The sequence below is a fragment of the Prevotella sp. HJM029 genome, from assembly GCF_000599605.1.
In the GTDB taxonomy this organism is placed as follows: domain Bacteria; phylum Bacteroidota; class Bacteroidia; order Bacteroidales; family Bacteroidaceae; genus Prevotella.
The window spans coordinates 31270-55246 of the sequence record NZ_AZHT01000001.1 but is presented as its reverse complement, the minus strand read 5'-3'; the positions used below and the strand labels follow the sequence as shown (position 1 = coordinate 55246).

The 23977-nt window shown below is 42.8% G+C and carries 20 protein-coding genes; 8 read left to right on the top strand and 12 right to left on the bottom strand.

All coding sequences use genetic code 11. The annotated features are described in order from the left end of the window. Positions 1-60: 60 nt before the first annotated feature. Both X919_RS0100255 and X919_RS0100250 read left to right on the top strand, forming a co-directional pair. Positions 61-1095, top strand: coding sequence for a hypothetical protein (locus X919_RS0100255; protein WP_028898538.1), 1035 nt, complete (start codon positions 61-63; stop codon positions 1093-1095). Between the two features lie 30 nt (positions 1096-1125). Next, positions 1126-2661, top strand: a complete 1536-nt coding sequence (locus X919_RS0100250; protein WP_028898537.1) for an OmpP1/FadL family transporter — start codon at positions 1126-1128, stop codon at positions 2659-2661. A 600-nt stretch (positions 2662-3261) separates the two neighbouring features. Here the strand turns inward: X919_RS0100250 and X919_RS0100245 are convergent. From X919_RS0100245 to mltG, 5 genes are all read right to left on the bottom strand, one after another. After that, positions 3262-3783 (bottom strand): hypothetical protein, encoded by a 522-nt coding sequence (locus X919_RS0100245; RefSeq protein ID WP_036916540.1) that lies wholly within the window; start codon positions 3781-3783, stop codon positions 3262-3264. Between the two features lie 99 nt (positions 3784-3882). Then, on the bottom strand, positions 3883-4248 hold the full coding sequence (locus X919_RS0100240) for a hypothetical protein (RefSeq protein WP_155949619.1): 366 nt from the start codon (positions 4246-4248) through the stop codon (positions 3883-3885). 110 nt (positions 4249-4358) lie between these two features. Next, complete coding sequence (locus tag X919_RS0100235) at positions 4359-5687, bottom strand: PD-(D/E)XK nuclease family protein (RefSeq protein ID WP_028898534.1); 1329 nt, start codon at positions 5685-5687, stop codon at positions 4359-4361. Positions 5688-5710: 23 nt separating this feature from the next. After that, positions 5711-6643 (bottom strand): WYL domain-containing protein, encoded by a 933-nt coding sequence (locus tag X919_RS0100230; RefSeq protein ID WP_028898533.1) that lies wholly within the window; start codon positions 6641-6643, stop codon positions 5711-5713. A gap of 203 nt (positions 6644-6846) precedes the next feature. Continuing rightward, complete coding sequence (gene mltG, locus X919_RS0100225; RefSeq protein ID WP_028898532.1) at positions 6847-7893, bottom strand: endolytic transglycosylase MltG; 1047 nt, start codon at positions 7891-7893, stop codon at positions 6847-6849. Positions 7894-8010: 117 nt separating this feature from the next. Between mltG and X919_RS0100220 the strand changes: the two genes are divergently transcribed. Further along, a complete protein-coding gene (locus X919_RS0100220) occupies positions 8011-8652 on the top strand; it encodes an HAD family hydrolase (RefSeq protein WP_028898531.1) in 642 nt (213 codons plus the stop codon). A 165-nt stretch (positions 8653-8817) separates the two neighbouring features. Here X919_RS0100220 and X919_RS0100215 read toward each other — a convergent pair whose 3' ends face one another. From X919_RS0100215 to X919_RS0100195, 5 genes are all read right to left on the bottom strand, one after another. After that, positions 8818-10161 (bottom strand): TolC family protein, encoded by a 1344-nt coding sequence (locus X919_RS0100215; protein WP_028898530.1) that lies wholly within the window; start codon positions 10159-10161, stop codon positions 8818-8820. Positions 10162-10231: 70 nt separating this feature from the next. Further along, the gene (locus X919_RS0100210) at positions 10232-10840 is read right to left on the bottom strand and encodes a riboflavin synthase (protein WP_028898529.1); all 609 of its coding nucleotides are present in this window, start codon (positions 10838-10840) and stop codon (positions 10232-10234) included. Between the two features lie 302 nt (positions 10841-11142). After that, positions 11143-12756: a glycoside hydrolase family 10-like protein gene (locus X919_RS0100205; protein WP_028898528.1), complete on the bottom strand. Its 1614-nt coding sequence runs from the start codon at positions 12754-12756 to the stop codon at positions 11143-11145. After that, positions 12749-13648: a type II pantothenate kinase gene (coaW, locus tag X919_RS14470; protein ID WP_051502345.1), complete on the bottom strand. Its 900-nt coding sequence runs from the start codon at positions 13646-13648 to the stop codon at positions 12749-12751. The genes X919_RS0100205 and coaW overlap by 8 nt, the downstream gene beginning before the upstream one ends. After that, entirely contained in the window at positions 13641-13976 is a 336-nt protein-coding gene (locus X919_RS0100195) for a cupin domain-containing protein (RefSeq protein ID WP_028898527.1), read from the bottom strand. Before X919_RS0100195 ends, coaW begins: the two co-directional genes overlap by 8 nt. Before the next feature lie 169 nt (positions 13977-14145). On the opposite strand from X919_RS0100195, the gene X919_RS0100190 reads away from it, so the two are divergent. Further along, the gene (locus X919_RS0100190; RefSeq protein ID WP_028898526.1) at positions 14146-14355 is read left to right on the top strand and encodes a hypothetical protein; all 210 of its coding nucleotides are present in this window, start codon (positions 14146-14148) and stop codon (positions 14353-14355) included. A 101-nt stretch (positions 14356-14456) separates the two neighbouring features. On the opposite strand, the gene X919_RS0100185 is transcribed toward X919_RS0100190, so the two are convergent. Together X919_RS0100185 and X919_RS0100180 are read right to left on the bottom strand one after the other, a co-directional pair. Beyond that, on the bottom strand, positions 14457-15965 hold the full coding sequence (locus X919_RS0100185; protein ID WP_028898525.1) for a BACON domain-containing protein: 1509 nt from the start codon (positions 15963-15965) through the stop codon (positions 14457-14459). A gap of 14 nt (positions 15966-15979) precedes the next feature. Then, entirely contained in the window at positions 15980-19279 is a 3300-nt protein-coding gene (locus X919_RS0100180) for a TonB-dependent receptor (protein ID WP_028898524.1), read from the bottom strand. A gap of 746 nt (positions 19280-20025) precedes the next feature. Between X919_RS0100180 and X919_RS0100170 the strand changes: the two genes are divergently transcribed. Genes X919_RS0100170 through X919_RS0100155 form a run of 4 tightly spaced genes read left to right on the top strand, consistent with a single transcriptional unit; the run spans position 20026 to position 23968 of the window. Then, positions 20026-21021 (top strand): AAA family ATPase, encoded by a 996-nt coding sequence (locus tag X919_RS0100170; protein WP_028898522.1) that lies wholly within the window; start codon positions 20026-20028, stop codon positions 21019-21021. Beyond that, entirely contained in the window at positions 21021-21890 is an 870-nt protein-coding gene (locus X919_RS0100165; RefSeq protein ID WP_028898521.1) for a DUF58 domain-containing protein, read from the top strand. Before X919_RS0100170 ends, X919_RS0100165 begins: the two co-directional genes overlap by 1 nt. Next, entirely contained in the window at positions 21890-22966 is a 1077-nt protein-coding gene (locus X919_RS0100160) for a hypothetical protein (protein ID WP_028898520.1), read from the top strand. Before X919_RS0100165 ends, X919_RS0100160 begins: the two co-directional genes overlap by 1 nt. Before the next feature lie 3 nt (positions 22967-22969). Next, entirely contained in the window at positions 22970-23968 is a 999-nt protein-coding gene (locus X919_RS0100155) for a vWA domain-containing protein (protein ID WP_028898519.1), read from the top strand. The last annotated feature ends 9 nt before the right edge of the window (positions 23969-23977 follow it).

Here is a 23977-nt window from a genome sequence, read left to right as displayed (position 1 = left end):
GCGCAAGTTATTGTATTTTTGCTAACGAAAAAAATGAAAAGTCTTAAAACAAACAAGGATATGAAAAAGTTTATACTTCTATCAATTAGCTTGGGGTTGCTTCCTTTTACAATGGTTGCACAAGACGATGATCTTTATTTCAAACCTAAGAAGGTTGTGAGAGATCGCAGTGAACAAGTAGATACGCGTAGCTACTCGGGTAGCAATCGCAATGTTGACGAGTATAATCGTCGTGGAAAATATTGGAGTCATTATCAAGTTGTCGGAAAGGATGCGAAAGGAAATGATATCATTCAATTGCAGAAGGGGTGGGGTGTGTATCCCGACTCGACTTATATGGACACTACCTTTGTAGGGAAATACTACGATAGAGTGCTTGATGAGGACGATTTTCGTTACAGCCAGCGCATGAGCCGTTGGGATGGTTTCTACGATCCATGGTATGCTCGTTACGCATGGGGTTATGGTCCTTATTGGAATTACGGTTCTTATTGGAACTATGGCTCGCGTTGGAATTTCGGTTGGTATGGTGGCTATTACGACCCTTGGTTCGATCCATGGTTTGATGGCTATTATGGTGGCTACTATGGTGCACCCTATTATGGCTATGCTGGCTGGTATGGCCCACGCTATTATAGCCCATTCTATTATGGCTATCCCTATTATGGTGGCAGCTATTACGTAAGTTATAGCCGTCCTGCTGGGACGCGTAACCACAGTTACGATGGAGTTTCCTCTGCATTCCCCTCTGGAACCTTTGGTGGCTCTCGTGCTACAGTGTCGAGCTCTCGCTCTGCTACTATTGGTAATTCACGTGTTCGAGTAGGTAATTCGAATCCAACTTTTGGTGGTTCCCGAGCAACTTACGATAATCGTGATGCTGGCTACGCTTCAGAACGCATACCTTCTCGTTCTTATAACGATTACCCTTCGCAAGGTAGTTATCAAGCACCGACGCGTTCTTACAACTCTGGTAGTTTTGGTGGTAGCGGCTCAACCTTTGGCAGTGGTGTACACTCTGGTGGTTCATTTGGAGGTGGAAGCACTGGAGGTGGTGGTTTCCATTCAGGTGGAACCTTTGGAAATCGGCGCTAAATATTTGTAAACAAAGAAAATTAGACAAAGATGAAAAGAATATATTTAATGGTAGCTTCCTTGACGCTTGTTAGCTCTGTTGCTATGGCACAAGAAACCTATGAGAATACAAAATTGATAGATAACAATTTAAATGGTACAGCCCGCTATGTCGGAATGGGCGGTGCAATGGAAGCATTAGGTGCTGACCTCTCCACGATTGGTACAAACCCTGCTGGTTTAGGATTGTTCCGCAAAGGGAAGGTTGACCTCTCTTTTGGTTTAGTGAGTCAAACGGGTATGAACAAATTTAGTTCACTCAATAAAACTAATATGAGTTTTGATCAGATTGGAGTGGTCTTCAATGTGAATAAGACATCCAATGTTTCATTCAATATTGGTTTTAACTACCATAAGAGCCGCAACTTCGACCAGTTGCTCAATGCTGCGAATACATTAAATAATGCTTCGCAAAATAAATTAACGTATCAGAAGTATCATAATCAGGTATTCAAAGAAAGGAAAGATTTGACCTATAGCCAACTGGATGCACTCTATATGGACAACTTGCTCTATGATAATAGAACAAATAAATACTATAATTTCCCTGCGACGGGCTATCTTTATAATCAGGAAAATAAGGGATATATTGGTGAATATGACATGAACCTTAGTGCAAACTTAAATGACCGTGTTTATTTAGGTCTCACGATGGGGATTCATGATGTACACTATAAAGGTTACGCAGAATACACGGAGAATTTTGTCCCCAATGCAAATAACATTCCAGGTTTAACACTCAATGATAGCAGAGAAATTACGGGAACGGGCTTCGATGTCAAGTTAGGTGCAATCGTTCGTCCTATGGCGGAAAGCCCTTTCCGTTTAGGTGCTTATATCCATACGCCTGTTTGGTATGATTTAACAACCAGCAATTATACAGTGTTGACGGATGGAACTGCACGCCCAAATGTGGGAGAAACTTACGATTTCCGTGTCAATACACCTTGGAAATTTGGTTTAAGTGCGGGAACAACACTTGCTGATAGAATAGCTTTGGGTGCAACTTATGAGTATGCAGCTTACAATGCTATGCAGACACGCATTAAAGATGGTGGAACATACGATTGGTATTATGGAACCTATTATGAGAGTAGCCACAACGATCGTGTCATGAATAATCATACTGAAGATGCCCTAAGGGGACAACATACGTTGAAATTGGGTGTAGAAGCAAAGATTACTGACTATTTCTCACTGCGTGCTGGTTATAATTATCTCAGTGCTTTATATAAAGATGCGGCAGTGAAGGATGGGAGCCTTAATTCGCCGGGCACTTATTATGCCAGTTCAACGAGTTATGTGAATTGGAAAGACACCAATCGCTTTACTTTTGGTTTGGGTTGGAATGTTTGGCGATTCAATATTGATTTAGCTTATCAATATAGTCAACAAAACGGCACCTTTTATCCATTCATGAATTACTATGATGGACCTGGCACTTCTGTAGAAGATAATATAGCAAATCCAACAAAGGTTAATAACAAGCAACATCAGTTATTGTTGACCATGGGATATAAGTTTTAAAGAATAGTTTTTAGGGCTTGTCCCTTGATATTATATTAATAGCGTGCAAATGCGATAATCTTTTTAAAGCATTTGCATGCTTTTTTTGGCTTTATATTTGATAGAAAGTGCTTGGTGATGTAAGAAATGCATAAAAAAGTGTGATTTATAGCCAAAAACATGTTTATAAACATAAAAAAAGATTTGTTAGGTATAGAAAAATGCCCTAACTTTGCAAGTGTTATCCTGAATACAATCTTTTTACCTTAAAGAAGCTAATACCTATTGAGATTGATGCCGAACTCTGTGAAGAGGGCGGCATTTTTAGTTGTACAATTATAGAAGTGCAATGTCTGTGCCATGGACTTATTCATCTATGTGTATTGTTTTTCTCTGTAATGTGTGATGTATTGCGTCATAAAGACGCACACTTTATTCACTAATATGATTGTTATTCTCAGCGCTCCTGCTATCGTTTGATAGCTAATAAAACAATGGAGAACAGTGTTAGGTTTCACCATTTCTCTATTTCTGAATGATATTACAAACAAAAAATAGCAACATTTAGTTCTTTTACTATCTGCTGCTATTAAAAATTCTTATATTAATTTCATAGTTTGGCTATTGTATCATCTCCTCCATGATTTTTATTTTCTCTATTGCAACCATGTAGTCCCATAGTCTTGAATCTTGCAACTTTGCTATAGGTATGAATGTTTGCCATTGCTCATAGAATTCAAAAGGCTTAAATTTTAAGCGTTCATCATCCCAGCGATCAATAACTTCACTCCAATCAATGTAATCTTTAAATGTTTCTAAGAATTCATTCGTGAGCTTTATAGCACTATTCATAGATAGTTTATGCCAGTCCCATTGCTGTTTAAAGGCCCTTAGTAGGGGCATTGTGGCACACTTTTCACTTAAAGCACTTGAGAGTGTGTCCCAATGGATTTGTCTTTTAAACTTCGTCAGCATAGGTATTGTCCACAAGATGTCGCTATTTCCGGAAATCGCTTCCCAATCAATTTTGTCTTGGTACTTCTCTAAAAGCGGTTCTGTCCAACTAATTTCTTCGGAAATCTCTTTCCAAGCTTCGGCCGTCATCATGCAGCGTAAGAACTCATCATCAATTATTGTTTTCATTTTCTTTATTTTTTTATTTAACTTATGTTTGTTACTGCAAAGATAGATACAAGGTGTGACAATTATGGGCATAGTAAAATTTAAAAGTAGAAATTAATACTATTGAGTGATGATATCGCAAATCAAATCATCTTTGAAAATATCTTTGTAAATGGCTTTTGCCATGAGTGCAGAGTAAATGCGCCAAAACTTTTCGCCATGCGACCGATCTTTCCTTCGTACGTCCCATGTATATTGTTCCGTGTGGTGAATGTGGTGTGCATATTCATGAATGGCAACCTCCATGATTATGTGGCCATCCATGCCTTTAGCATAGATATTAATCTTTTGCTTTTCGACAAAATATGTTCCGAGCCTCCGTTTGAATTTACGGTCAACCACGTATAATTCAAAAGGCTCTTTGCAAGTATAAATCTTTAATAGCATTTGCTTGATCGGAGCTGAAGATAGAAGAAAGTTACTCATTGTTTTAAAATTTATTTTTGTTGTATACTATTTTTTTGTGATGGTGCAAAAATAAAATGGAGCTATGCCATTGGTAGGCACAACTCCATTCTATAATGAAAGAAATCTTTTTATTCCAAATATCCGAGTTCTTTTGCAGCATGATAGAACTGTGCACATTGTTCGTCTCCTTTATCTGTGTAATCCCATGCGAGACATTCATTGCCTTCTTCATATTTAGATAATCTACACTTTTCAATAATAGTATGAACCTTTCTTATTTTGTTATTATTAGATTTATCACTCCAAAACCCCCAATAGGGTTGCTTATCATCTGTCTCATACCAACAACCGCATTGTATATGATTAAATTCAATGTAAAACGAATCTATATTATAGATTAATTGTTCTCCCCACGGTGTGCGTTTGAGGTTCTCATACCATTGCTTTATCAAATCAGTATATACCGAGTGGCGGAGTTTTTTGAGTCTCTCCTTTAATACTTCAAGTTCAGCTTGCTTTGCCTCAATGAGTTTAGCTTGGCCTGCCAATGATAAGGACTCATCTTTTAAAAGTTCATTACGTAAAAAATCTACTATTTCCATGTTTAATTTATTATTTATTCTGTTGTTATATATTCCTTTTAAGTAGTCTGCGAACTGTACAATCGCAGACGCTAATACCTGTTCTCTTTTTCCTAATATAGGTAGGCAGCAATCCTCCAACCAGTCGGGGAATGGTTTGTCGAGGATTAGTGTGCGAGGTGCAAACTTCCGGCGTAAATCTATTTCGCAGCCCTCACAAGTCCTATCTTTATCACCATCACATTGGCAACTTACGGTATCTGATTCCCATCTACAATTTCGCTCTTGATTAGAGCTATCCCAATCAGATGGTAATCGCCATACTGATTGGTTGATGTGGTCGAATAGCTTTGAGTCAATGTACCTCGGTAATATGATGACAAATATTTGTTCATCTTTAAAACCTTCCCACCTCATTTTCCCAATATATCTTGCAATTTGGTTTCGTTGAAAACGAGCACCTTTTAGTTTATTCTCAATGATGATGGCGTATTTCCCTTTCTCTTGAATGCAAATATCAATTCTATCCGTTTCAGCTGTGATGCATGGAGATGAAAACCATTGCATATTAAAGCCCTTTGGTACGAGGAAATAGTTGATAAACATTCGGCACAAGACAAACTCATGATTTACCTGATAATTTAGAATTGAAGTAATAATCTTGCTTGTCGCCGTTTCAGATGCATAGAGCATGTCCAAAAGATTCAACAGGTAAATGGGCTTATTAGGCGACCTGTCAATAAATTCTTTAAGTTTATTTGCTATGCTTAGAAGGGTGCGTTGGTTTTGTTGGTTGAAGTTCTCGTACCTGTCTATAAACGATAGCGCGTTTTCTAAGGAGGAGATGTCCTTTTCTAAGGATGTGTCTGGTTGCATAAGCAATTTTATATTATGAGTGATTATTCTCTGCATGGAGAGTTATCTAATTTATATTTATTTCCCATTTGCTGTATTTTTTCAGCAATTTCTTTTCGGAGCCACAGAGGTTGCATTACTTCAATGCATTCGCCATTCCACAGAAGTTCTTGCAGGAAGTCGAAAGTAGGGCGAACATCCATTGTAAAAATGCTATAATCAGGGTGACATTCTTTTTCCATCTGACTCTCATGTATAGGGAGATCGCGTAAATAATTAGCTTGAGTAGCCGACACTTTCAGAACAACATGTTCTATATTAACATCGGCATTGGCTATTACCCCGATGCATCCATCGAAGAATGTATGTAGATTGAAGGCTTCTTGCGCATAGTTAAATGACTGCGAAGACAGTCGAAAATCCGTAATTCGATCGAGGCAAAAGATTGTAATCATGTGGTTGAACTTATTCTTTCCGACCAAATACCAACGCTGTCGGAATAGTTTCAGACACAGAGGCATAACGAAATGTTGGCGCTCACTATCTTGCCAATAATTATAATAGGTGATATGAATGAGTCTATTTTGTTTCATAGCATCCATAATGGCTTCTAAATAATCCGCAGCCGATGGAACCTCTTCTAAAAGAATTCTATCTTTGATGGATTTACAGCCGATGAGCGTGTTGCTTACTGTATAGGTTTTGAGCAGCCAATCCTCAATGCTTCCATTGTGAAGGTCGTTTGCATTGCTGATGTAGTAACGATAGGTGCCTCCCTTCTCACATTCAATATTGAGCCCGAAAGTATCAAGAATATTCACGCGCCATTTATGGAACGTACGTTTTAACAGCTCTTGCCCAGTGCTAAGGTCTTCGTTCTCCATCCACTTTTCATTCAAATCTTCAAATGAAATTCTTTTCGCTTTGTAGATGGTTTCGACAATCCAGGCCAATTTGTTGGTTTGATTTAATGCCATATAGACAGCGTTTTAAGTTTTTTGTCGGCAAAGTTAGGGAAAAGGTGAGAATAATACGGGCATAGTATCATTTTATTTCGAAAAATAGAGGGGAAATAAAAAAGCATTTACCCCAAAGCTCTATAAGAGATTTGGGATAAATGGTGTAAGTTTGCACGCTATTGGCTGTGACTTATTACATTGAGGAGGCCTCTGCGCGTTGTTTATTTTATGCCGCGTTCGTTGAGTGCCTTTGCATATTTAGCGGCATTGTCCATGTGTTCCTTGTAGGTTTCGGCGAAGTTGTGGGTGCCGCTGAAATCCTCCTTGGCGCACATGTAGAGATAGTTGTGATGAATGCGATTGAGCACAGCATCGATACCCGCGATGGAAGGGATGCGGATAGGGCCAGGAGGGAGCCCTGGATTTTTGTAAGTGTTGTAGGGACTCTTGATGGAGAGCAGGTTGTTGTAGATGCGTTTGAGTTCGAAACGCTTCCACGCAAATTTTATTGTGGGATCAGCTTGCAGCGGCATGCCCTTGGGATACTCGGCATTGTGCAATTTCAGGCGGTTGTAGTACATGCCTGCAATCATGGGTTTCTCGCTGTTGTTGGCCGTTTCCTCATCAACAATGCTGGCCAAGGTTATCACCTCGTTGTGGGTCAATCCCAATTGAGAAGCCTTTTGACTGCGCGTGGGATTCCAAAATCTGTTGTTCTCCTTTTGCATTTTCTCCAAAAACTTGTCCACGGGAATGTTCCAATAAACATCGTAGGTGTTTGGGATAAAAAGGCAGGCAATTGTTGCCGTGTCGTAGCCCAATTTCTGGCAAGTCGCTTCATCGGTCAGTGCACGATAGAGCGTAGTGCTGTCCATGAGAAGGCGTTTTGAGATTTCGCCAGCCAATTTATCCATGGTTCTCACGCTTGGAATAGTGAGACTCACAGGCGCCTGCTGCCCGTTGCGCATGTGGCGAAACACGCTGAAAGCACCGTCTCCGGGTGTAATGGCATAACGACCTGTGCGAATTTTGTCGGCATATTGCATGTGGCGTGCCAAGGTTCTAAAGGCACACATGCCATGTTTTGAAGCCAATGGACTGAGTTTGCTGTACACTGAGTCTATGTTGTCGTTGTTATCGATGCAGACATATTCTGTTTTGTCTTTGGTTGAAAATCCTTCAAAGAAATAATAATAGATGATACCAGCGACGACTGCCACGCAGACCAAGGCGGACAGAAGGTACTTCTTTTTTAATTCTTTTTTCATATCCTTCATTTGAAAATCGGCTGCAAAGTTACACCTTTTTTTTATCTACGCCACATAATTGACCTTTTTTTGCTAACTTTGCTTGCGATTAAAACAGGGGGTATTACAGGAATAACGATGAACTATCAAACGTATATTTTTGATTTAGATGGAACACTTTTAGATTCGCTCACCGACCTTTATTTAAGTTGCAATGTGGCGCTCAAGCAGCATGGTTTGCCAGAACGCAGCTACGAGGAGGTGCGAATGTTTGTGGGCAATGGAGTGAAGAAGCTGATGGAACGCGCTGTTCCGGCCGATACGCCCACAGAGGTGTTTAACTGTGTTTATGAAGACTTTCGTGCGCATTATTTGTTGCACAATTTAGATCACACTCATCCTTATGCGGGCATCCCCGCGATGTTGCAGGCGCTGAAGGCCAATGGCAAGCAGCTGGCGGTGGTGAGCAATAAATTTTATGCGGCGACACAAGCTTTGGTGAAACATTTCTTTGGCGACACCATCAGCGTGGCCATTGGCGAACGCGAGCAAATCAGGAAAAAGCCGGCACCCGACACGGTGGAGGAGGCGCTGCGGCAGTTGGGCGTGTCGCGCGAAGGAGCGGTATATGTGGGCGATAGCGACGTCGATATTCTCACTGCGCGCAACACCCATTTGCCTTGCATCAGTGTGCTTTGGGGATTTCGCGACAAGGAGTTTCTGTTGGCAAAGGGGGCTACAACCTTGGTAGCGCGTCCAAAAGAGATTTTGGATATCTGATGGATAGGTTTGTGGCATGAACGAAAGCTTCGTAGGGAGTAGGATAAACGCATTAGTTTCAGCGCATCTAATCCATTTCCGGGTAGGCACAGTGTATCTAATCCGTTTTACAGGATGAAAGTATTAGTGTAAGTAGAGTACTGATATATCTTTGCATAAAAAAGATTATTTGAGAGTGCCTTCTTGATAGAATTGCAGCAGTTTGATGTTGAGAATGGCTAAATATTTGCTCTGTAATTCGTTTTGCTGTGCTTTGAGTAGATTGTCTTTGCCCGTCATGAGATCCACGATATTTTTTAGCCCCAAACTGAATTGTTCGTTCAGTAGGGCATAGCTTGTCTTTGCGCTCTGCGTGGTGACCTGTGCTGCTTTGAACATATTTTGGTTGTTGTTGGCCTGCAACCAATAGTTTTCTATCGTTGCGTAGAGCGCCGTTTGCTTGTCTTTGAGCTCGAGCTGATAGTTGAGTTGCTGCAATCGGGCTTTGTTGACGGCGGTGGTCGTTTGGCGATTGTCAAACAGCGGCACGCTGATGCTTACACCGGCGCCGAGGCCAAAGTTGTTTTTGAGCTGCGTTCCCCAGGCTTTGTGGCTCATCGTAGTGGTGTTGGCATTGGCTCCGGCATTCAAACTAATGGTGGGCTGCCGCATGGCTTTGGCTATCTTGATGCTCATGTTGCTACTCTCAATGCCCAATTCGGCGTTCTTAATCTCGGGACGATGGGCTACAGCCTGCTGATAGACGTTGTTGAGTTGAGGGATGAGTGCCAGCGCCATGTCGTCGGTGGTTTGGGGGGTGACGACTTCGAATGGCTCGTTGTTGGTGAGTTGCAACAGCTGTTTGAGCTGGCGTTTATAGTCTTTCAATGCACTCTCGGCTTGCACCACGGCATATTCATCCTGTGCGCGTTGTGCCGTGAGTTGCGCCAAATTGGCTTTGCTCATTTTTCCCACATTGACCATCTCTTGCCCTCTATCTTCGTTTTTGGTGCTTGTGGCGAGGCTCTCTTGATTCACTTTGATGGCCTCGGTGGAGTAGAGGATTTGCACATAGAGTTGTGCAATTTGCTCGATGAGCGCGTTGGCCGTGGTGGCCGAGTCGAGTTTGGCTTGCTTCTCGGCATATTGGTTGAGTTTGATTTGGTTGCGGTTGCGGTTACCGTTCCAAAGCATCAGATTGGCGCTCACACCATAGCTGCCGTTGTAGAATGTCTTGTCGACGCTGGTTTGCACGCGGCTTCCTGCTACCATATAGCTGCCTACTTCGGGCCATGGCGTGTAGGAGACGTTGTGCGAGGTGTTGAAGCTCAATGAAGGCAACAGTGCAGCCTGACTCTCTTTGATGTTTTCGTGCGCGTTTTTAACGTTGAGCTGCGTTTTCAGCATGTTGATGTTGTTTTGCAATGCATAATCGATGCAGGCTTGCAGAGACCATATTCGAGCATCTGTCGGTAGAGTGACAGCAAGTAAGGTGCAAAATACGCACAATAGTTTCCATTTTGTTTTCATCAGATTTATTGTCCTTTCGTTAGTTATTGTTATGGTTGGTAACAGGTTTTTATTTTGCTTGCGTATTTTATTATTGTGCAGAAAGACTTTGCAGGCGCGCAATGTATTTGCCGAGGATATCGAACTCGATATTCACCAGGCTGCCTTTGTGCATGTCGCAGAAGTTTGTGTGCTCCTTGGTGTAAGGAATGATGGCCACGGTGAATGTGTTGGCCGTGGGTTCGCATACGGTGAGCGAAACGCCGTTTACCGTAACCGAACCTTTGTCGACGGTGAAATAGCCCCGCTGTGCCAGCTCCCTGTTTGCTGCATACTCAAAGGTGTAGTAGGTACTGCCATTGGCATCGTGCACGGCAATGCAGGTGGCGGTTTCGTCAACATGTCCCTGCACAATGTGCCCATCCAATCGGCCGTTCATCAGCATCGAGCGTTCGATATTCACTTTGTCTCCAACGTTGAGTTGCTGCAAATTTGAACGAATCAGCGTTTCTTTCATGGCTGTCACGGTGTAGGTGTCGCCGCTGATACGAACCACAGTTAAGCAAACGCCGTTGTGTGCCACGCTTTGGTCGATTTTCAAGTCTTGCGCAAACGAGCAGCGCAGCGTGAAGTGCATATTGTCTTGTTCTTGCTCTATGGCTACGACGGTAGCCATTTCTTCGATGATTCCGCTAAACATTGTTGTTTTATTTTGAGGATTTAAAAAAGAAAAAAGGGGTTGCCCGATGATGTGATGAAACTCCGAGTAAATCATTATTTGAGTGTTTACCGCCTTTGTAATCCACCGGTCTGCGAGAGACTTCACTTCAAAGAAGCTTTATGTGGCCCGCCATTAGCAAGCAAAACGTGCTCGGTTTTCAATATTATTTGATGAGTATCCCAATCGAATCGGCACAACCCCTATATCTTTCTTGTTTAAAATTGTTGTCGATTTTGTTGTATGCAAAGGTAAGTTTTTTCGCGGAAACTGCAAACAAAAGCTTAGAATCTTTTCACGATGACGAAGGCTATGTGGTGGCTCACGTCGGCTGCATTAAGGGTACGCAGCTGATAGATGCCGTCGGCGATGCCTTGCATGTTGATGACATTGTTGCGCACGCTGAGTGTTTGAAGCAACGTGCCGTCAAGGGCTGAGAGTGTGAGCAGGCCTTCTTTCTCATCATAAGTGTCGGGTATGCGCAGCGTGTTGCCTGTGCACAACAATGCATCGTTGGCTGGTGAGGTTCTCTTTGTACTACATTGTGTGGGTAGGCTCTCGTTGCCATATCGATCCATTGCCGTGAGGGCGTAGTAGCGTTGGTTGCCTGCAGGAATATTGAGTTGCGCACTTGCGTGACGCACGAGCATCAGGTTTTCGGCCTTCTCAGTGTCGACAGGCCATTGCTCGCTACTATATAGATTATAGGTGCAGTTTGGTTGTGTCTGCCATGTGATTTGCGTGGCCGTTGTGTGCACGTCTGTTGGGGAGGCAGGCTGTTGCTGTGAATACCATGTTAACGCAGGTAGTAGGGCAGGTGTTGCATCGATGTCGTCGGCAGTAGCGGTGTAGATGCCCTTAGTATTGTCGGTGAAAAACTTGCTGCGGAAGTAGGCATGCCCCATACCGATGTGGCGTGCCACCAGCATCTCGCGGGTGATGTCAATTAAAGGCCAATTTTTCTCCTGCGGTACCATCATGTAGATGCCCAAGCCTGGCACAACAATCTTGCCTTGCGCCTGTTCTTGCCAGTCGAGGGCAAAGGGATAAAAATGGTTGCCTTTGAAATACATCATGGGATAGAGTTCGTCCATAAGTCCGTCGGCGAGCCATTGTTGCGCATTCTGCAATACGCGTGTGTAGGCATTCCAACCATGACTCCAATAGCGGGGCAAATCGTTAGCCTTGCCAATTGGCGAACAACTCATGCGCACCCATGGCTTGATTGCTTTTACAGCGTTGGATGCGGCTGTGACGATGTTCGTGATGAACGTGCGACCTTGTTCTGCTCGCACCTTGATGTTCCAAGCTTCAGGATAACGAATATAGTCTAAATGAATGCCATCGATATCATATTTGCTGACGATTTCTTGGCACAACTTGGCAATATGGCTGGCCGTTTGTGGCTTTTCGGGATTCATATAACCCTCGTCGCCAATCTTCACAATGAGTTGTGGATAACGTTGGCGTAGTCGTTTGCATCCCAATCCATTCCATTTCCCTACAGGAATCGACACGAGCCATGCCTGCACTGCCATGCCACGTTTGTGACACTCATCAATGGCAAATTGCAAGGCATCATAACCAGGTGATGTGTCTGGAATACCACTGAGACAACCATCCCAAGGCTCATAGTCCGAAGGATAAATCACAGTTCCTCGGATGCGCGTCTGAAGCAAAATGGTGTTGACACCAGCAGCTTGTAGTTGATCGAGTGTAGCTTGAAGTTCGGCTTGTTGCTTTGCTCTCGATCGTTCGCTCTGTGCATAGTTGTGCGGCCAGTCTAATCCACCGATAGTAGTGAGCCATACGGCACGTACTTCGTGTTTGGGTTGTGCTTGAATAGAAAGCCCAACAAGAATACTTATAACGAAGGTACACCAAAATTTTTTAATCATTGCGCTCAATCTGTACTGAGGGTTTACATGAAGGAAAACGATTGTTGCGATAGCTCAGTGCGGCACCAATAGCAGTGCAGAATTCACTATGTGTTGGAATGCGAAAACGTACATCGTAGAGCTGTTCCATGGCATCATAAACCTCACGGCATTGGGGAAGTAGCGTGAGGTTGCCAATGAGCACGAAATCTTTGATACCGCTTTCTAAACTGCTCAAGATGGTGCTCGATCCTACAGCCTGGAGCACCATGTAGATGAGCCCAATAGCGATATCCTCGCGCGATGCATTGGTCTTGGCATTACTAAAAAGGCTTGCCGTGGCGCTCATGGGAAGACCAGGAAGTGGATGAGCACTGATATCGCCGATAAGCAGATTGATTTTTGAAATATCTCCACCCTTTGCCAATTCTGCTACCTGTTTGATATCGTCGGTTTTGAGCATAATGCGGCTTAACCCCTGCAAAGTGCCGCCTCCAATACCTGTTCCACCTATATGACGAATATCGTTGCCATCACATTTCACAAGACTCGTACCCGTGCCCATGCTCACAACAATCATCTTTTCCAATCCACTTTCATAACGTGCTCCCAACCCATCAGCGATAAACTCCTGTGCTTTGGCTGTGGGTAGACCATAAATGTCTTCATCAATATAGGCAGCCCCAACACCAGTAAGCATCACTTGTGCTACGTCGCTAAGCTGAATGCCATTGTCATGCAAATATTTTCCGAATGCGCCGTAAAGCGATGTGATGGGGTCAGTGGCTCTAATTCTAAACGGATTGAGCACTGCTCCTTGTACGTCTACACCTACAATTTTTGTGGTGCTTATGCCCACGTCGATACCAATAACAATACCCGTGTTGCATGAATTATGTGTGACGTTACGCATGATGTTCTGGAACTATGCCTAAGAATACAACATCCTCGGTGCTGAGATTTGTGTAACTGTGTTGATGCCCCATGGGGCAGTAGTGCAGTTGCCCCGCGCGAACGATTTCTCTCTCTCCATCGCAAGTGATTGTGAGCTCACCTTGAAGTACATAGATTATCTCGCTATTACTGCTGTGTAGATGTCTGCCTGCCGAAGCTTGTGGCTTGAGCACGTTGCGCATGATTTTCACCTTGTCGTCGCCGAATCCAGCCATGTCGAGTTCTCCTTGTCCACCTTTGAAGCCATTGATGGTCTGCATCGTTATTTTATCGAAATCAATCACCATAATATCTTATATATATTTGAATTTGTGGGAACAAAGATAATAAAAAAATGCGGGGTGAGGTATGCTATACCTTAAAAAAGGGTTGGATGTATGCTTTGTCCGTGGGCAACACATTGTTTTTCTTATGAATAGCTTTTCCAACCCCTTGGGATGTCTGTTTTTGTCAAAAATGGATGAGAACGGAGTATGGTTTCGCTTGTTTTTGATGAAAACAGATGAGAACGATGGTCGGTTTCGCTTGTTTTTGATGAAAACAGATGAGAACGATGGTCGGTTTCGCTTATTTTTGGTGAAAACGGATGAGAACGGTGGTCGGTTTCGCTTGTTTTTGATGAAAACGGATGAAAACGATGGGCGAGTTCGCCTTATTGCATTATAGCCGTGCCTGTCCAGATTTGCTTTGCGCAAAAAATCAGGAGGCATGCCTTTGATAGCATGCCTCCATCATGAAGAGAGAGTTATAAAGTTAGGGTGAATGATTTATTTCGAGTAAAAGATGGCAATGGCCTCAACGAGTCCTTTATAGGAGGTCTTCGATGCAATGAGTGTGAGTTGATCGCCAGTAGCCACATGGAGTGTTCCAAATTCTCCTTTCTTGCCTCCCCAGCCATTAATAACGCCATACACATAAACGTTTCCTGTGGCATCGGTAAGTGCAAAGTTGCCATATTTGGTGAGGTCAAACTTGGTGTTAGCTTCTGTGGATTGTGCCACGCTACCTTTAATCATATAGTAGGTATCCTTACTATCAGGCTTTGTGCGGAAGTCGGCAATCGATATTTGCTCCACCTTTTTATGGTCTTCGATGCTGGCTTTCACCATTTGTGGTGTAGCATTATATTCACCACGTTCACCCACGAGGGTAACGATATCGCCCACTTTAATTCCATTAGTTTGGAAATCTTTTGCTTTGTAAACAAAAACATCTCCTGAGTAATCTTTGAGTGTGAAGTTGCCCTGGGCAGCATTTTTGACGTTGGTAACAATGCCCGAGATGCGATATTGCGTAGTGCTTACTGCAGCTTGTTTAAACTCATTGATAGGGGCAGCAACGATGGCGCCTACTTGTACTAATTTTGTCTGCGATGTATAGGTCTTGCCACCTTCTGTGGTGCGGAATTCGATGGTTGTTTCGCGATCACCACCTGTGTTTGGTTGCGCAGTAAATTGCACAGTTGTAGTGGTACCTGTCGTCTGTATGCCACTGATAGCAAGCCAGCTTTTAGCATCGTTGGGGATATCGACAGAAACTCCTTGTCCTTTGCAGACCAAATGAGCAGTGAAAGTGCCTCCAGTTACAGGGAGTGAGTCGTTCTCAACGGCATCAACTTTGATGAGCGACTTCTTCACACTGATAAAAGTAGCATCTTTGAGCTGTCCCACACCATTGTAGGTGGAGCGTGGTCCTTCGATAGTTACCTCGTCGCCCACTTCAATACCAAATGATTTCCAAGCATAGTTTCCACCAGCATCTTTAGTTCCATAAACATATAGTGAAGCAGTTCCATCGTTGAGATAGAAGTTGCCATAGTTGGTGTTGTTGATGGAAGTGCAGACACCTGTCACACGATAGCTCTTGTTGTCGACACCCGCAAGGACTGCAGCACAAGTTGCTTTCGTGATAGTTGGCAGACCTTGAACAATGTTGATGTGCTGGATCTCCCCATTAGCTGTGATGAGCACTTCAGCAGTGCGTCCATCAAGAGATGCTGGAGCAGTGAATGAGATTTCTGTTTGTCCAGCATGGCCTTCTGTAGGTGAAATGGTAAGCCATTCAACTTTGTTTGTTTTGGTAGTAACCTTTTCAATCTTCCAGTCGCTTGAGGTGTTGAGGGTTATTTTTGAGGTTGCTCCCGATTCAGCGATAGAAACGTATGATGTGGATACATGCAAACCATCGAGTTGTGTGATGGAGTCGTCTTTGCTACAAGCCGTGAAGAGCAAAGTTGTTGCACACAGGGTAGTGACAATTTTTGTTATTCTTTTCATTTTTCTTTTTTCATTTAGTTGAAGATATATTTGATACCAATTGATGCATTCCAACATTGACCAATGGTGTGCTGTGGTACAAACAATTGGGTTGAGCCATTGATAGAGCTTGGAGTCGACCAGGTAGCATAGCCGTTGGCATCAGCACCTTCATATTTCATAACTCTAAGTTCTTGTCCAATTTTAGGATTGAGATACTTCATCACACCCCAACTTGAATTGAAGAGGTTCATGAGGTTTTTGATGTCGAAGCTTAGTTGCAAGGTGTGCTTAGTATTCCCAAAATTAAGCTTGAAATCGTGTTTGTAGCTAAAATCAATGCGATGAACCCATGGAGTATAAACGCTATAAGGCTCAGCATATTCGCCTTGATGATTTTTGAGTGATTTGTTTGCGTGTACGAAATCCATAAAGCGGTCGCGGTCGTCATTAGTTCTGAAGCGGAATTCGCCATTGGCAACCTGTGCATCTGTGGGAATGTAAATAGCATCGTAGAGATAGCCATCTCCATTAACATCATTGGTTGTCATATAGCCGTAATTGTAGCCTCCACGCCAGGTCTCATAAATGAGGCTATAATGATTTCCACTCTTATCGTGCATAGAAGCTGAAGCAACGAAGCGATCTGGAGTAACATATTGTGAATTGTGGAGCTTGATGTAATTCGCACCTTCTACCGTTGGGATGTAGGTGAAAGCTGATTTCGCATTCGAACCAGGCATGCCAGTGATTTCTTTTGAAACGGTGTGAGTATAGGCTGCCATGAGGCTCACCCATTCTGCAGGCTGTGCGTTGAGTGACAAGTTAAGCGACCAGCCATAACCTTTGCTGGTGTTCTCGAGTACGAAAGCGCTGGGATTAGTTGATGCAGAAGCAGCATAAATCGGGCGATTGTCTACGCCATTAAAACGGGCGAAACCACCAACATTAGGTACACTCCAATCCGAAATCTTTACTGCATTGATGGTTTTATTGTAAATACCCTCAGCTGTTACGGAGAAGGGGAACGATACTGGAATTTGATAATCTACAGCTAAAGACGTTTTCCAAACTTGTGGCATTTTGAATTTTGGCGAAACAGCTGCGATTTGTGAGGGTACAGATCCCGTCTCTGGTGAGATTGTCGATGGAAAGATCTTATTACCACTGGCATTTGTCATGTTGGTAATCTTATTATAGAGTGCTTCGATAGTAGCTTTTCCGTTGGCATCTGTTACTAAGCCTCCTGCGAAGTTGCTCATCGCATAGCCGAGCCGGCTACCATTGCGCGCATTTAGTTGTGCTTGATATTGTACCATTCCACTGTTGGTTGGCATATTGGTGAAGAATACCAAGGGCAGTCGGCCAGAGAAGAAGCCTGTGCCACCACGTACTTTGAGTGTTTTATTGCCCAAGACATCGTAGGTGAATCCTATGCGTGGAGAAACCGTAAGACTTGAAGAGGGCCATTTTCCTGTGTCAATGTGGCGTCCGTTATAGTCGAGATTGTAGATAGCATTGTTGCGCATCAAATCATTATTATTGAAGAATAAACCATCGAAGCGTACGCCATAAGTGAGTTTCAACTTATTATTTACTTGCCATTCATCTTGCCCATAAATTCCAAAAGTATTAAATTGTACGCGTGAGATGGGATTCTTTTCGCCATTGTAACCATAAGTAAGGCAAACAATTTCAGGTGCGGCACCTGTTAAGAAATCGTTGACACTGGCATAGCGATAATAGCCAGTTCCGTTGCGCATATAAGAGTTGTCGGCCATTTGATGTTCGAACTTCATGCCAGCTGTGATTTTATGGTTGCCAGTGAAGTAGGTCACATCATCTTTGATGTTCCAAATCTTGTTGTGTACAGCATTGTTGTGGGTGAAAAGTTCTTCACCGAGTGACATATAATTACTGGTTGTACCAGTCCCGTCTAAAATGTCGATAAAGGGGAATTCTGAAGAATTGGTGAAGCGCTGGTCATCAAGTTTTGAATAGGTAGCCAAAAATTGATTAGAGAGTTTCTCACTAATTCGGCTATTCAGGTCGAAAGTGAATGAGTGAACAAGATTGTCTACGGCATACATCGAATTTGCAAAGGCCATTGCGTGGTCGGATGTACGTGCAAAAGCAGATGAAGGGCCACCATCCATAGACGACATGTTGGGTGCATTCCAACCGCGGTTCTTGGTGTAGTTATAGCGCAACGCTAAATGGTGCATGTTGTTGATGTTCCAATCTAAGCGTGCCAAAATCTTATAGTTTGTTTCGTCGGCAGGGAAATTCGTGTAGGAACCCGTGTCGTAACCATAATGTGTAGCCACGAATTGAGAAACGCGTTCCATGTCGGCAATGGTTGTACGTGAGATGTAGTTATTCGGATTGGCAACACCATCAGAAGAGGCTCTCCAGCGGTTAGCGATGGTTGGCGTTTGAATGGTTTCACCATTTACAAAGAAGAAAAGTTTATTTTTAATGATTGGCCCGCCAAGAGTGAAACCATATGTTGTGCTTCTATCTGTGTTGCGTGCGCCATCAATTGCCAGCTTGTCAACCGCGTCACCGCGCAGGTTCTCATTGCGATGGTAAATATAAGCACTTCCTTTAAAAGTATTTGTTCCAGATTTAGTGATGGCGTTAACTCCTCCGCCAATAAAATTAGTTTGGCGTACATCAAATGGTGAAACGACAACCTGTAGTTCATCGATAGCATCGATAGATATTGGGTTGCCACCGCCAGGCAGTTTAGAGCTTAACCCAAAATTGTTATTGAAGTTTGCACCATCCACTGTGAAGTTAGCTGTTCGGCCATCCGAACCTGCAAAAGACATTCCGTTGCCGCCATAGGGTGAGAGACGTGTTACATCGGTGATGCTGCGGTTTACGGTGGGCAGATTCACAATCTGACTGTTGTTGATGTTGGTCGAAGCACCAGTCTTCTCGGCTGCGAATTTTGAAGCAGTTGCACTCACTACTACTTCGCCCAATACCGTAGCATCTTCAGATAGCTGGGCATTGAGGTTATAGGCTTCGCCCAGTTGCAGTTGAATACCTTTATAGGTTTTCGACTGATAGCCAATGTAACTGACGGTTACCTTATAGGGACCGCCAGTGCGCATGCCCTGAATGTTGAAACGACCATCAGCATTTGTCACGGTAGCATAACGTGTGCCAGAAGGTTCGTGAGTGGCTTGTATGGTTGCACCAACAATCTCCTCGTTTGTACCTTGTAGTGTAACCTTACCGCTCATGGAAGAGGTGGTAACTTGTGCCATGACTGTCGTTGCGCACAACAGCATCAGGCTCAATAGGAAATGCAATTTCTTTTGCATAGTTTTAACTGAAATTTTAAGAATAGGTTGTGGGGTGACCCCCGATTTGAACTAAGATGGTGCAAATATAATTAAAATATATAAAATGTGGTTCTTCGCACATGTTAAATGTTTCAGTTAGTGGGAAAAATAACACTTTTGCGATGAGTAGGGTTTTATAAGGAGGGGTACTTTGCCCTATTTTTCTCAAAAACAAGCGAAACACCTCGGGCATCTCATGTGTTTTTCTCAAAAGCAAGCGAAACACCCCCGGCATCTCATGTGTTTTTCTCAAAAACAAGCGAAACACCCCCGGCATCTCATGTGTTTTTCTCAAAAGCAAGCGAAACACCCCCGGCATCTCATGTGTTTTTCTCAAAAACGGTTGAGAAACACCCGTATCTCGCTTGTTTTTCTCAAAAACGATTGAGAAACACCCGTATCTCGCTTGCTTTTCTCAAAAACGATTGAGAAACACTCGTATCTCGTGTGCTTTTCTCAAAAACGATAGAGAAACACTCGTATCTCGCTTGTTTTTCTCAAAAATGATAGAGAAACACTCGTATCTCGCTTGCTTTTCTCAAAAATGATAGAGAAACACTCGTATCTCGTGTGCTTTTTAGCATGCAGGAACCACTCATAATGAAAGGTCTTAAATTAATTCAATTCATAGGCTTTTTAATATTATTTAGGCGTGTAGATGCCCTTCACCTTTGTGATTTGTTGTAATTTTGCCACACATAAAAAATATCAATAAAATTCATATTATGGCAGAAGTAATAGATATTCGCGCCCTCAATATTATGATTGAGCAACAAAGTGGTTTTGTAACCAACCTTGTTTCAGGCATGGACAAAGTGATTGTGGGACAAAAGCATTTGGTGGAGTCGTTGTTGATTTCTTTACTTAGTGATGGACATATTCTTTTAGAAGGTGTGCCTGGTTTGGCTAAAACTTTAGCCATAAAAACATTGGCTCAGCTGATAGATGCAGATTTTAGTCGCATTCAATTTACGCCCGATTTGTTGCCTGCCGATGTGATAGGAACGCAGATTTATTCGCAAAAGGATGAGCGTTTTCATGTCAAAAAAGGACCTGTTTTTGCACACTTTGTCCTTGCCGATGAAATTAATCGTGCTCCAGCTAAGGTGCAGAGCGCGCTTTTAGAGGCCATGCAAGAGCATCAAGTGACTATTGGCGAATCAACATTCCCGCTTCCAAAACCTTTCTTGGTGTTGGCTACACAAAACCCTATAGAGCAGGAGGGAACTTATCAATTGCCCGAAGCACAGGTAGATCGCTTTATGTTGAAAGTGGTGATTGACTACCCCACGTTGGAGGAAGAAAAACTCATTATTCGTGAGAATATAGCAGGCACATTTCCAACCGTGTCTGCAGTGATTTCTGCCGATGAGATTTTAAAGGCGCGAGAAATCGTTAATCAGGTTTATATCGACGATAAAATTGCACAATATATTGCCGATATCGTCTTTGCCAGCCGTTATCCTGAGCGTTATGGACTGGGAGAGTTGAAAGATATGATTACCTATGGTGGAAGTCCACGTGCCAGCATTAATTTAGCAAAGGCCAGTCGTGCTTATGCCTTTATCAAGCATCGTGGCTATGTTATCCCCGAAGACGTGCGCGCAGTTGCACATGATGTCATGCGCCATCGCATAGGTCTTTCTTATGAAGCAGAGGCCAGTAACATCTCTTCAGAGGAGATTGTTTCAAAAATTATTAATAAGGTAGAGGTGCCTTAATGGAAGCATCAGAGATAATAAAGAAGGTAAGAAAGATTGAAATCAAGACACGTGGCTTGAGTCAAAACATCTTTGCAGGGCAATATCATTCGGCCTTTAAAGGGCGTGGTATGGCCTTTAGCGAAGTGCGCGAGTATCAATATGGCGACGATGTGCGCGATATTGATTGGAACGTTACGGCCCGTTTTCATCGTCCTTACGTAAAAGTCTACGAAGAAGAGCGTGAACTGACTGTGATGTTGCTTGTTGATTTGAGTGGCTCTTTAGACTTTGGTAGTGTGCAACAAACCAAACGCGATTTGGTAACCGAGATAGCGTCAACCTTGGCTTTCAGCGCCATTCAAAACAATGATAAGATTGGCGTAATCCTTTTCACCGATAGAATTGAAAAGTATATTCCGCCCAAGAAAGGTCGCAAGCACATTCTTTATATTATTCATGAATTGCTTAATTTCAAACCTGCAGGTATACGAACCGATATTGGCATGGCAGTATCCTATCTTACTCAGGTGATGAAACGCAGATGCACAGCCTTTTTGTTGAGTGACTTCTATTCGCGTTCTGATTTTAGTAAACCCATACAGATAGCCAACTCAAAGCATGATGTTGTTGCTATTCAAGTCTACGATCCACGAGCAAAGTCGCTTCCTGACATTGGTTTAATGAAAGTGCGCGATGCCGAAACGGGGCATGAAATGATTATTGATACAAGTTCGGCTAAATTACGGCAGGCACATGCACGTTATTGGATAGAGCGAGAAGATCTTTTGAATCGCACTTTTGCAAAAAGCAAAGTTGATTGGACTTCAGTAGCAACAAATGAAAATTTCACAAAGGCGTTGCTCTTACTTTTTAAGAAACGGATATAATGAAGATAATTAAATTGTTGCTGGCTGCAATTGTAGCTCTGTTAGCAGTGCCTGCGTGGACACAACGCGTGCAAGTAGAGCAAAAGATAGACTCTGTATCAATTCTTATTGGTCAGCAGGCACATCTTTCTTTACAAGTTACAGCTCCCCAAGGCGCACGTCTGCAATGGCCAAAGCTACATGTTCCAGGACAACTTCTCCCAGGAGTTGAGATTCTTTCTGTTGAGAAGAAATCTCCAGCGATTGTTGATGGTATGTCTGTTGAACAGCGTGTTTATACTTTAACGAGTTTTCATGAGCGGCTTTATGCTTTGCCCCCCTTAGTTGTTCGTGTGAATGGCAAGTCCTACCAAGGCGCAGCTTTAGCTTTGAAAGTTTTGACGGTTCCAGTTGATACATTGCATCCTAATAAGTTTTTCCCACCCGAAGACGTTCAAGATAATCCTTTTTCTTGGAACGATTGGCAAGGAATCTTTTGGCTGAGTTTAGTCTTTCTTGTGTTGGGTGCAGGTGCCGTTTATGTCTTTATATGTCTTAAGCGCAATAGACCTATTATAGCCCACGTGCGTATCGTGAAGCGTATACCAGCTCATCGCAAGGCGTTGCATGCTATAGATGAAATCAAGGCCAAGCAGTTGGTGAGCTCTGAAGACCAGAAATCCTATTATACGCAGCTTACAGATGCTGTTAGATTATATATCCAAGAACGTTTTGGTTTTAATGCAATGGAGATGACCAGTAACGAAATTATTGCAAGGCTACAGCAAGCCAACGACCAAAAGGGATTAGAAGAACTGCGAGAACTGTTTAGAACGGCAGACTTAGTAAAATTCGCTAAATACAGTGCACTAATTAATGAAAACGATTTAAATTTACTCCATGCGGCTAAATTTATTGATGAAACCAAAACAGATGTGCAAGAAACTGTAGAAAAAGTAGTAGAACAATTAAGTGAAGATGAGGCGAAAACGCGTAAGAATCATTTTACTTTAAAGGTTTTACTTTATGTTTTGAGCATTGCGCTTATGGCCCTACTCGCTTATATTGTGTATCAGTGGATTGAATTGATAGGATAAAAGATGGAATTTGCAAGTAAAGAATATTTTTTGTTGTTGCTTTTGTTGATACCTTACATCGTTTGGTATTTCTTTTATCGTGCTAAGCGTGAGCCCAGCATGCGTATGAGTGACACCTATGCTTTTCAATATGCTCCCAAAAGCTGGCGAATGCGCATCATTCATTTGCCAATATTTCTGCGCTGCGTCACTTTCTTTCTGATTGTTGTTGTCATGGCTCGTCCTCAAACACATAATTCGTGGGGAGAGAAACAGGTTGAAGGGATTAACATTATGCTGGCTATGGATGTTTCCACTTCCATGCTCGCCGAGGACTTAAAACCTAATCGGTTAGAGGCAGCAAAAAAGGTCGCGGCTGAATTTATTGCTGATCGTCCCAATGATAACATTGGATTAACAATCTTCGCAGGGGAAGCTTTCACGCAATGCCCCATGACAACCGATCACACATCACTCATTAATATGTTACAGAATGTACGTACAGATATAGCTTCGAGGGGGCTAATAGCTGATGGTACTGCAATCGGTATGGGATTAGCTAATGCGGTGAGCCGGTTGAAAGATGTGAAAGGAAAGAGTAAAGTCGTTATTTTGCTTACTGATGGTAGTAATAATATGGGTGATATCTCTCCCATGACAAGTGCAGAGATAGCTAAACGCATGGGAATTCGTGTTTATACGATTGGAGTTGGAACGAATAAGGTAGCGCCGTATCCAATGCCTGTCGCAGGTGGAATACAATATGTGAATATTCCTGTAGAAATAGATAGCAAGACTCTGCGAGAGATAGCTCAGATCACAGATGGTAGTTTTTATCGTGCAACCAACAATAAGCAGTTGAGACAAATTTATACAGACATTGATAAGTTAGAGAAAACGAAAATGGATGTTAAGAAATTTTCTAAATGGTATGAAGCTTATCAACCTTTTGCTTTGGCTGCATTGATATTGCTTTTGCTGGAGTTAATTTTAAGAACGACCATCTTGCGTAGAATCCCTTAGATAAAATGG

Excerpts from the sequence above, each read along its gene's own strand:
- X919_RS0100255 (WP_028898538.1), top strand. The coding sequence starts at position 61 with ATGAAAAAGTTTATACTTCTATCAATTAGCTTGGGGTTGCTTCCTTTT.
- X919_RS0100250 (WP_028898537.1), top strand. The coding sequence starts at position 1,126 with ATGAAAAGAATATATTTAATGGTAGCTTCCTTGACGCTTGTTAGCTCT.
- X919_RS0100245 (WP_036916540.1), bottom strand. The coding sequence starts at position 3,783 with ATGAAAACAATAATTGATGATGAGTTCTTACGCTGCATGATGACGGCC.
- X919_RS0100240 (WP_155949619.1), bottom strand. The coding sequence starts at position 4,248 with ATGAGTAACTTTCTTCTATCTTCAGCTCCGATCAAGCAAATGCTATTA.
- X919_RS0100235 (WP_028898534.1), bottom strand. The coding sequence starts at position 5,687 with ATGCAACCAGACACATCCTTAGAAAAGGACATCTCCTCCTTAGAAAAC.
- X919_RS0100230 (WP_028898533.1), bottom strand. The coding sequence starts at position 6,643 with ATGGCATTAAATCAAACCAACAAATTGGCCTGGATTGTCGAAACCATC.
- mltG (WP_028898532.1), bottom strand. The coding sequence starts at position 7,893 with ATGAAAAAAGAATTAAAAAAGAAGTACCTTCTGTCCGCCTTGGTCTGC.
- X919_RS0100220 (WP_028898531.1), top strand. The coding sequence starts at position 8,011 with ATGAACTATCAAACGTATATTTTTGATTTAGATGGAACACTTTTAGAT.
- X919_RS0100215 (WP_028898530.1), bottom strand. The coding sequence starts at position 10,161 with ATGAAAACAAAATGGAAACTATTGTGCGTATTTTGCACCTTACTTGCT.
- X919_RS0100210 (WP_028898529.1), bottom strand. The coding sequence starts at position 10,840 with ATGTTTAGCGGAATCATCGAAGAAATGGCTACCGTCGTAGCCATAGAG.
- X919_RS0100205 (WP_028898528.1), bottom strand. The coding sequence starts at position 12,756 with ATGATTAAAAAATTTTGGTGTACCTTCGTTATAAGTATTCTTGTTGGG.
- coaW (WP_051502345.1), bottom strand. The coding sequence starts at position 13,648 with ATGCGTAACGTCACACATAATTCATGCAACACGGGTATTGTTATTGGT.
- X919_RS0100195 (WP_028898527.1), bottom strand. The coding sequence starts at position 13,976 with ATGGTGATTGATTTCGATAAAATAACGATGCAGACCATCAATGGCTTC.
- X919_RS0100190 (WP_028898526.1), top strand. The coding sequence starts at position 14,146 with ATGGATGAGAACGGAGTATGGTTTCGCTTGTTTTTGATGAAAACAGAT.
- X919_RS0100185 (WP_028898525.1), bottom strand. The coding sequence starts at position 15,965 with ATGAAAAGAATAACAAAAATTGTCACTACCCTGTGTGCAACAACTTTG.
- X919_RS0100180 (WP_028898524.1), bottom strand. The coding sequence starts at position 19,279 with ATGCAAAAGAAATTGCATTTCCTATTGAGCCTGATGCTGTTGTGCGCA.
- X919_RS0100170 (WP_028898522.1), top strand. The coding sequence starts at position 20,026 with ATGGCAGAAGTAATAGATATTCGCGCCCTCAATATTATGATTGAGCAA.
- X919_RS0100165 (WP_028898521.1), top strand. The coding sequence starts at position 21,021 with ATGGAAGCATCAGAGATAATAAAGAAGGTAAGAAAGATTGAAATCAAG.
- X919_RS0100160 (WP_028898520.1), top strand. The coding sequence starts at position 21,890 with ATGAAGATAATTAAATTGTTGCTGGCTGCAATTGTAGCTCTGTTAGCA.
- X919_RS0100155 (WP_028898519.1), top strand. The coding sequence starts at position 22,970 with ATGGAATTTGCAAGTAAAGAATATTTTTTGTTGTTGCTTTTGTTGATA.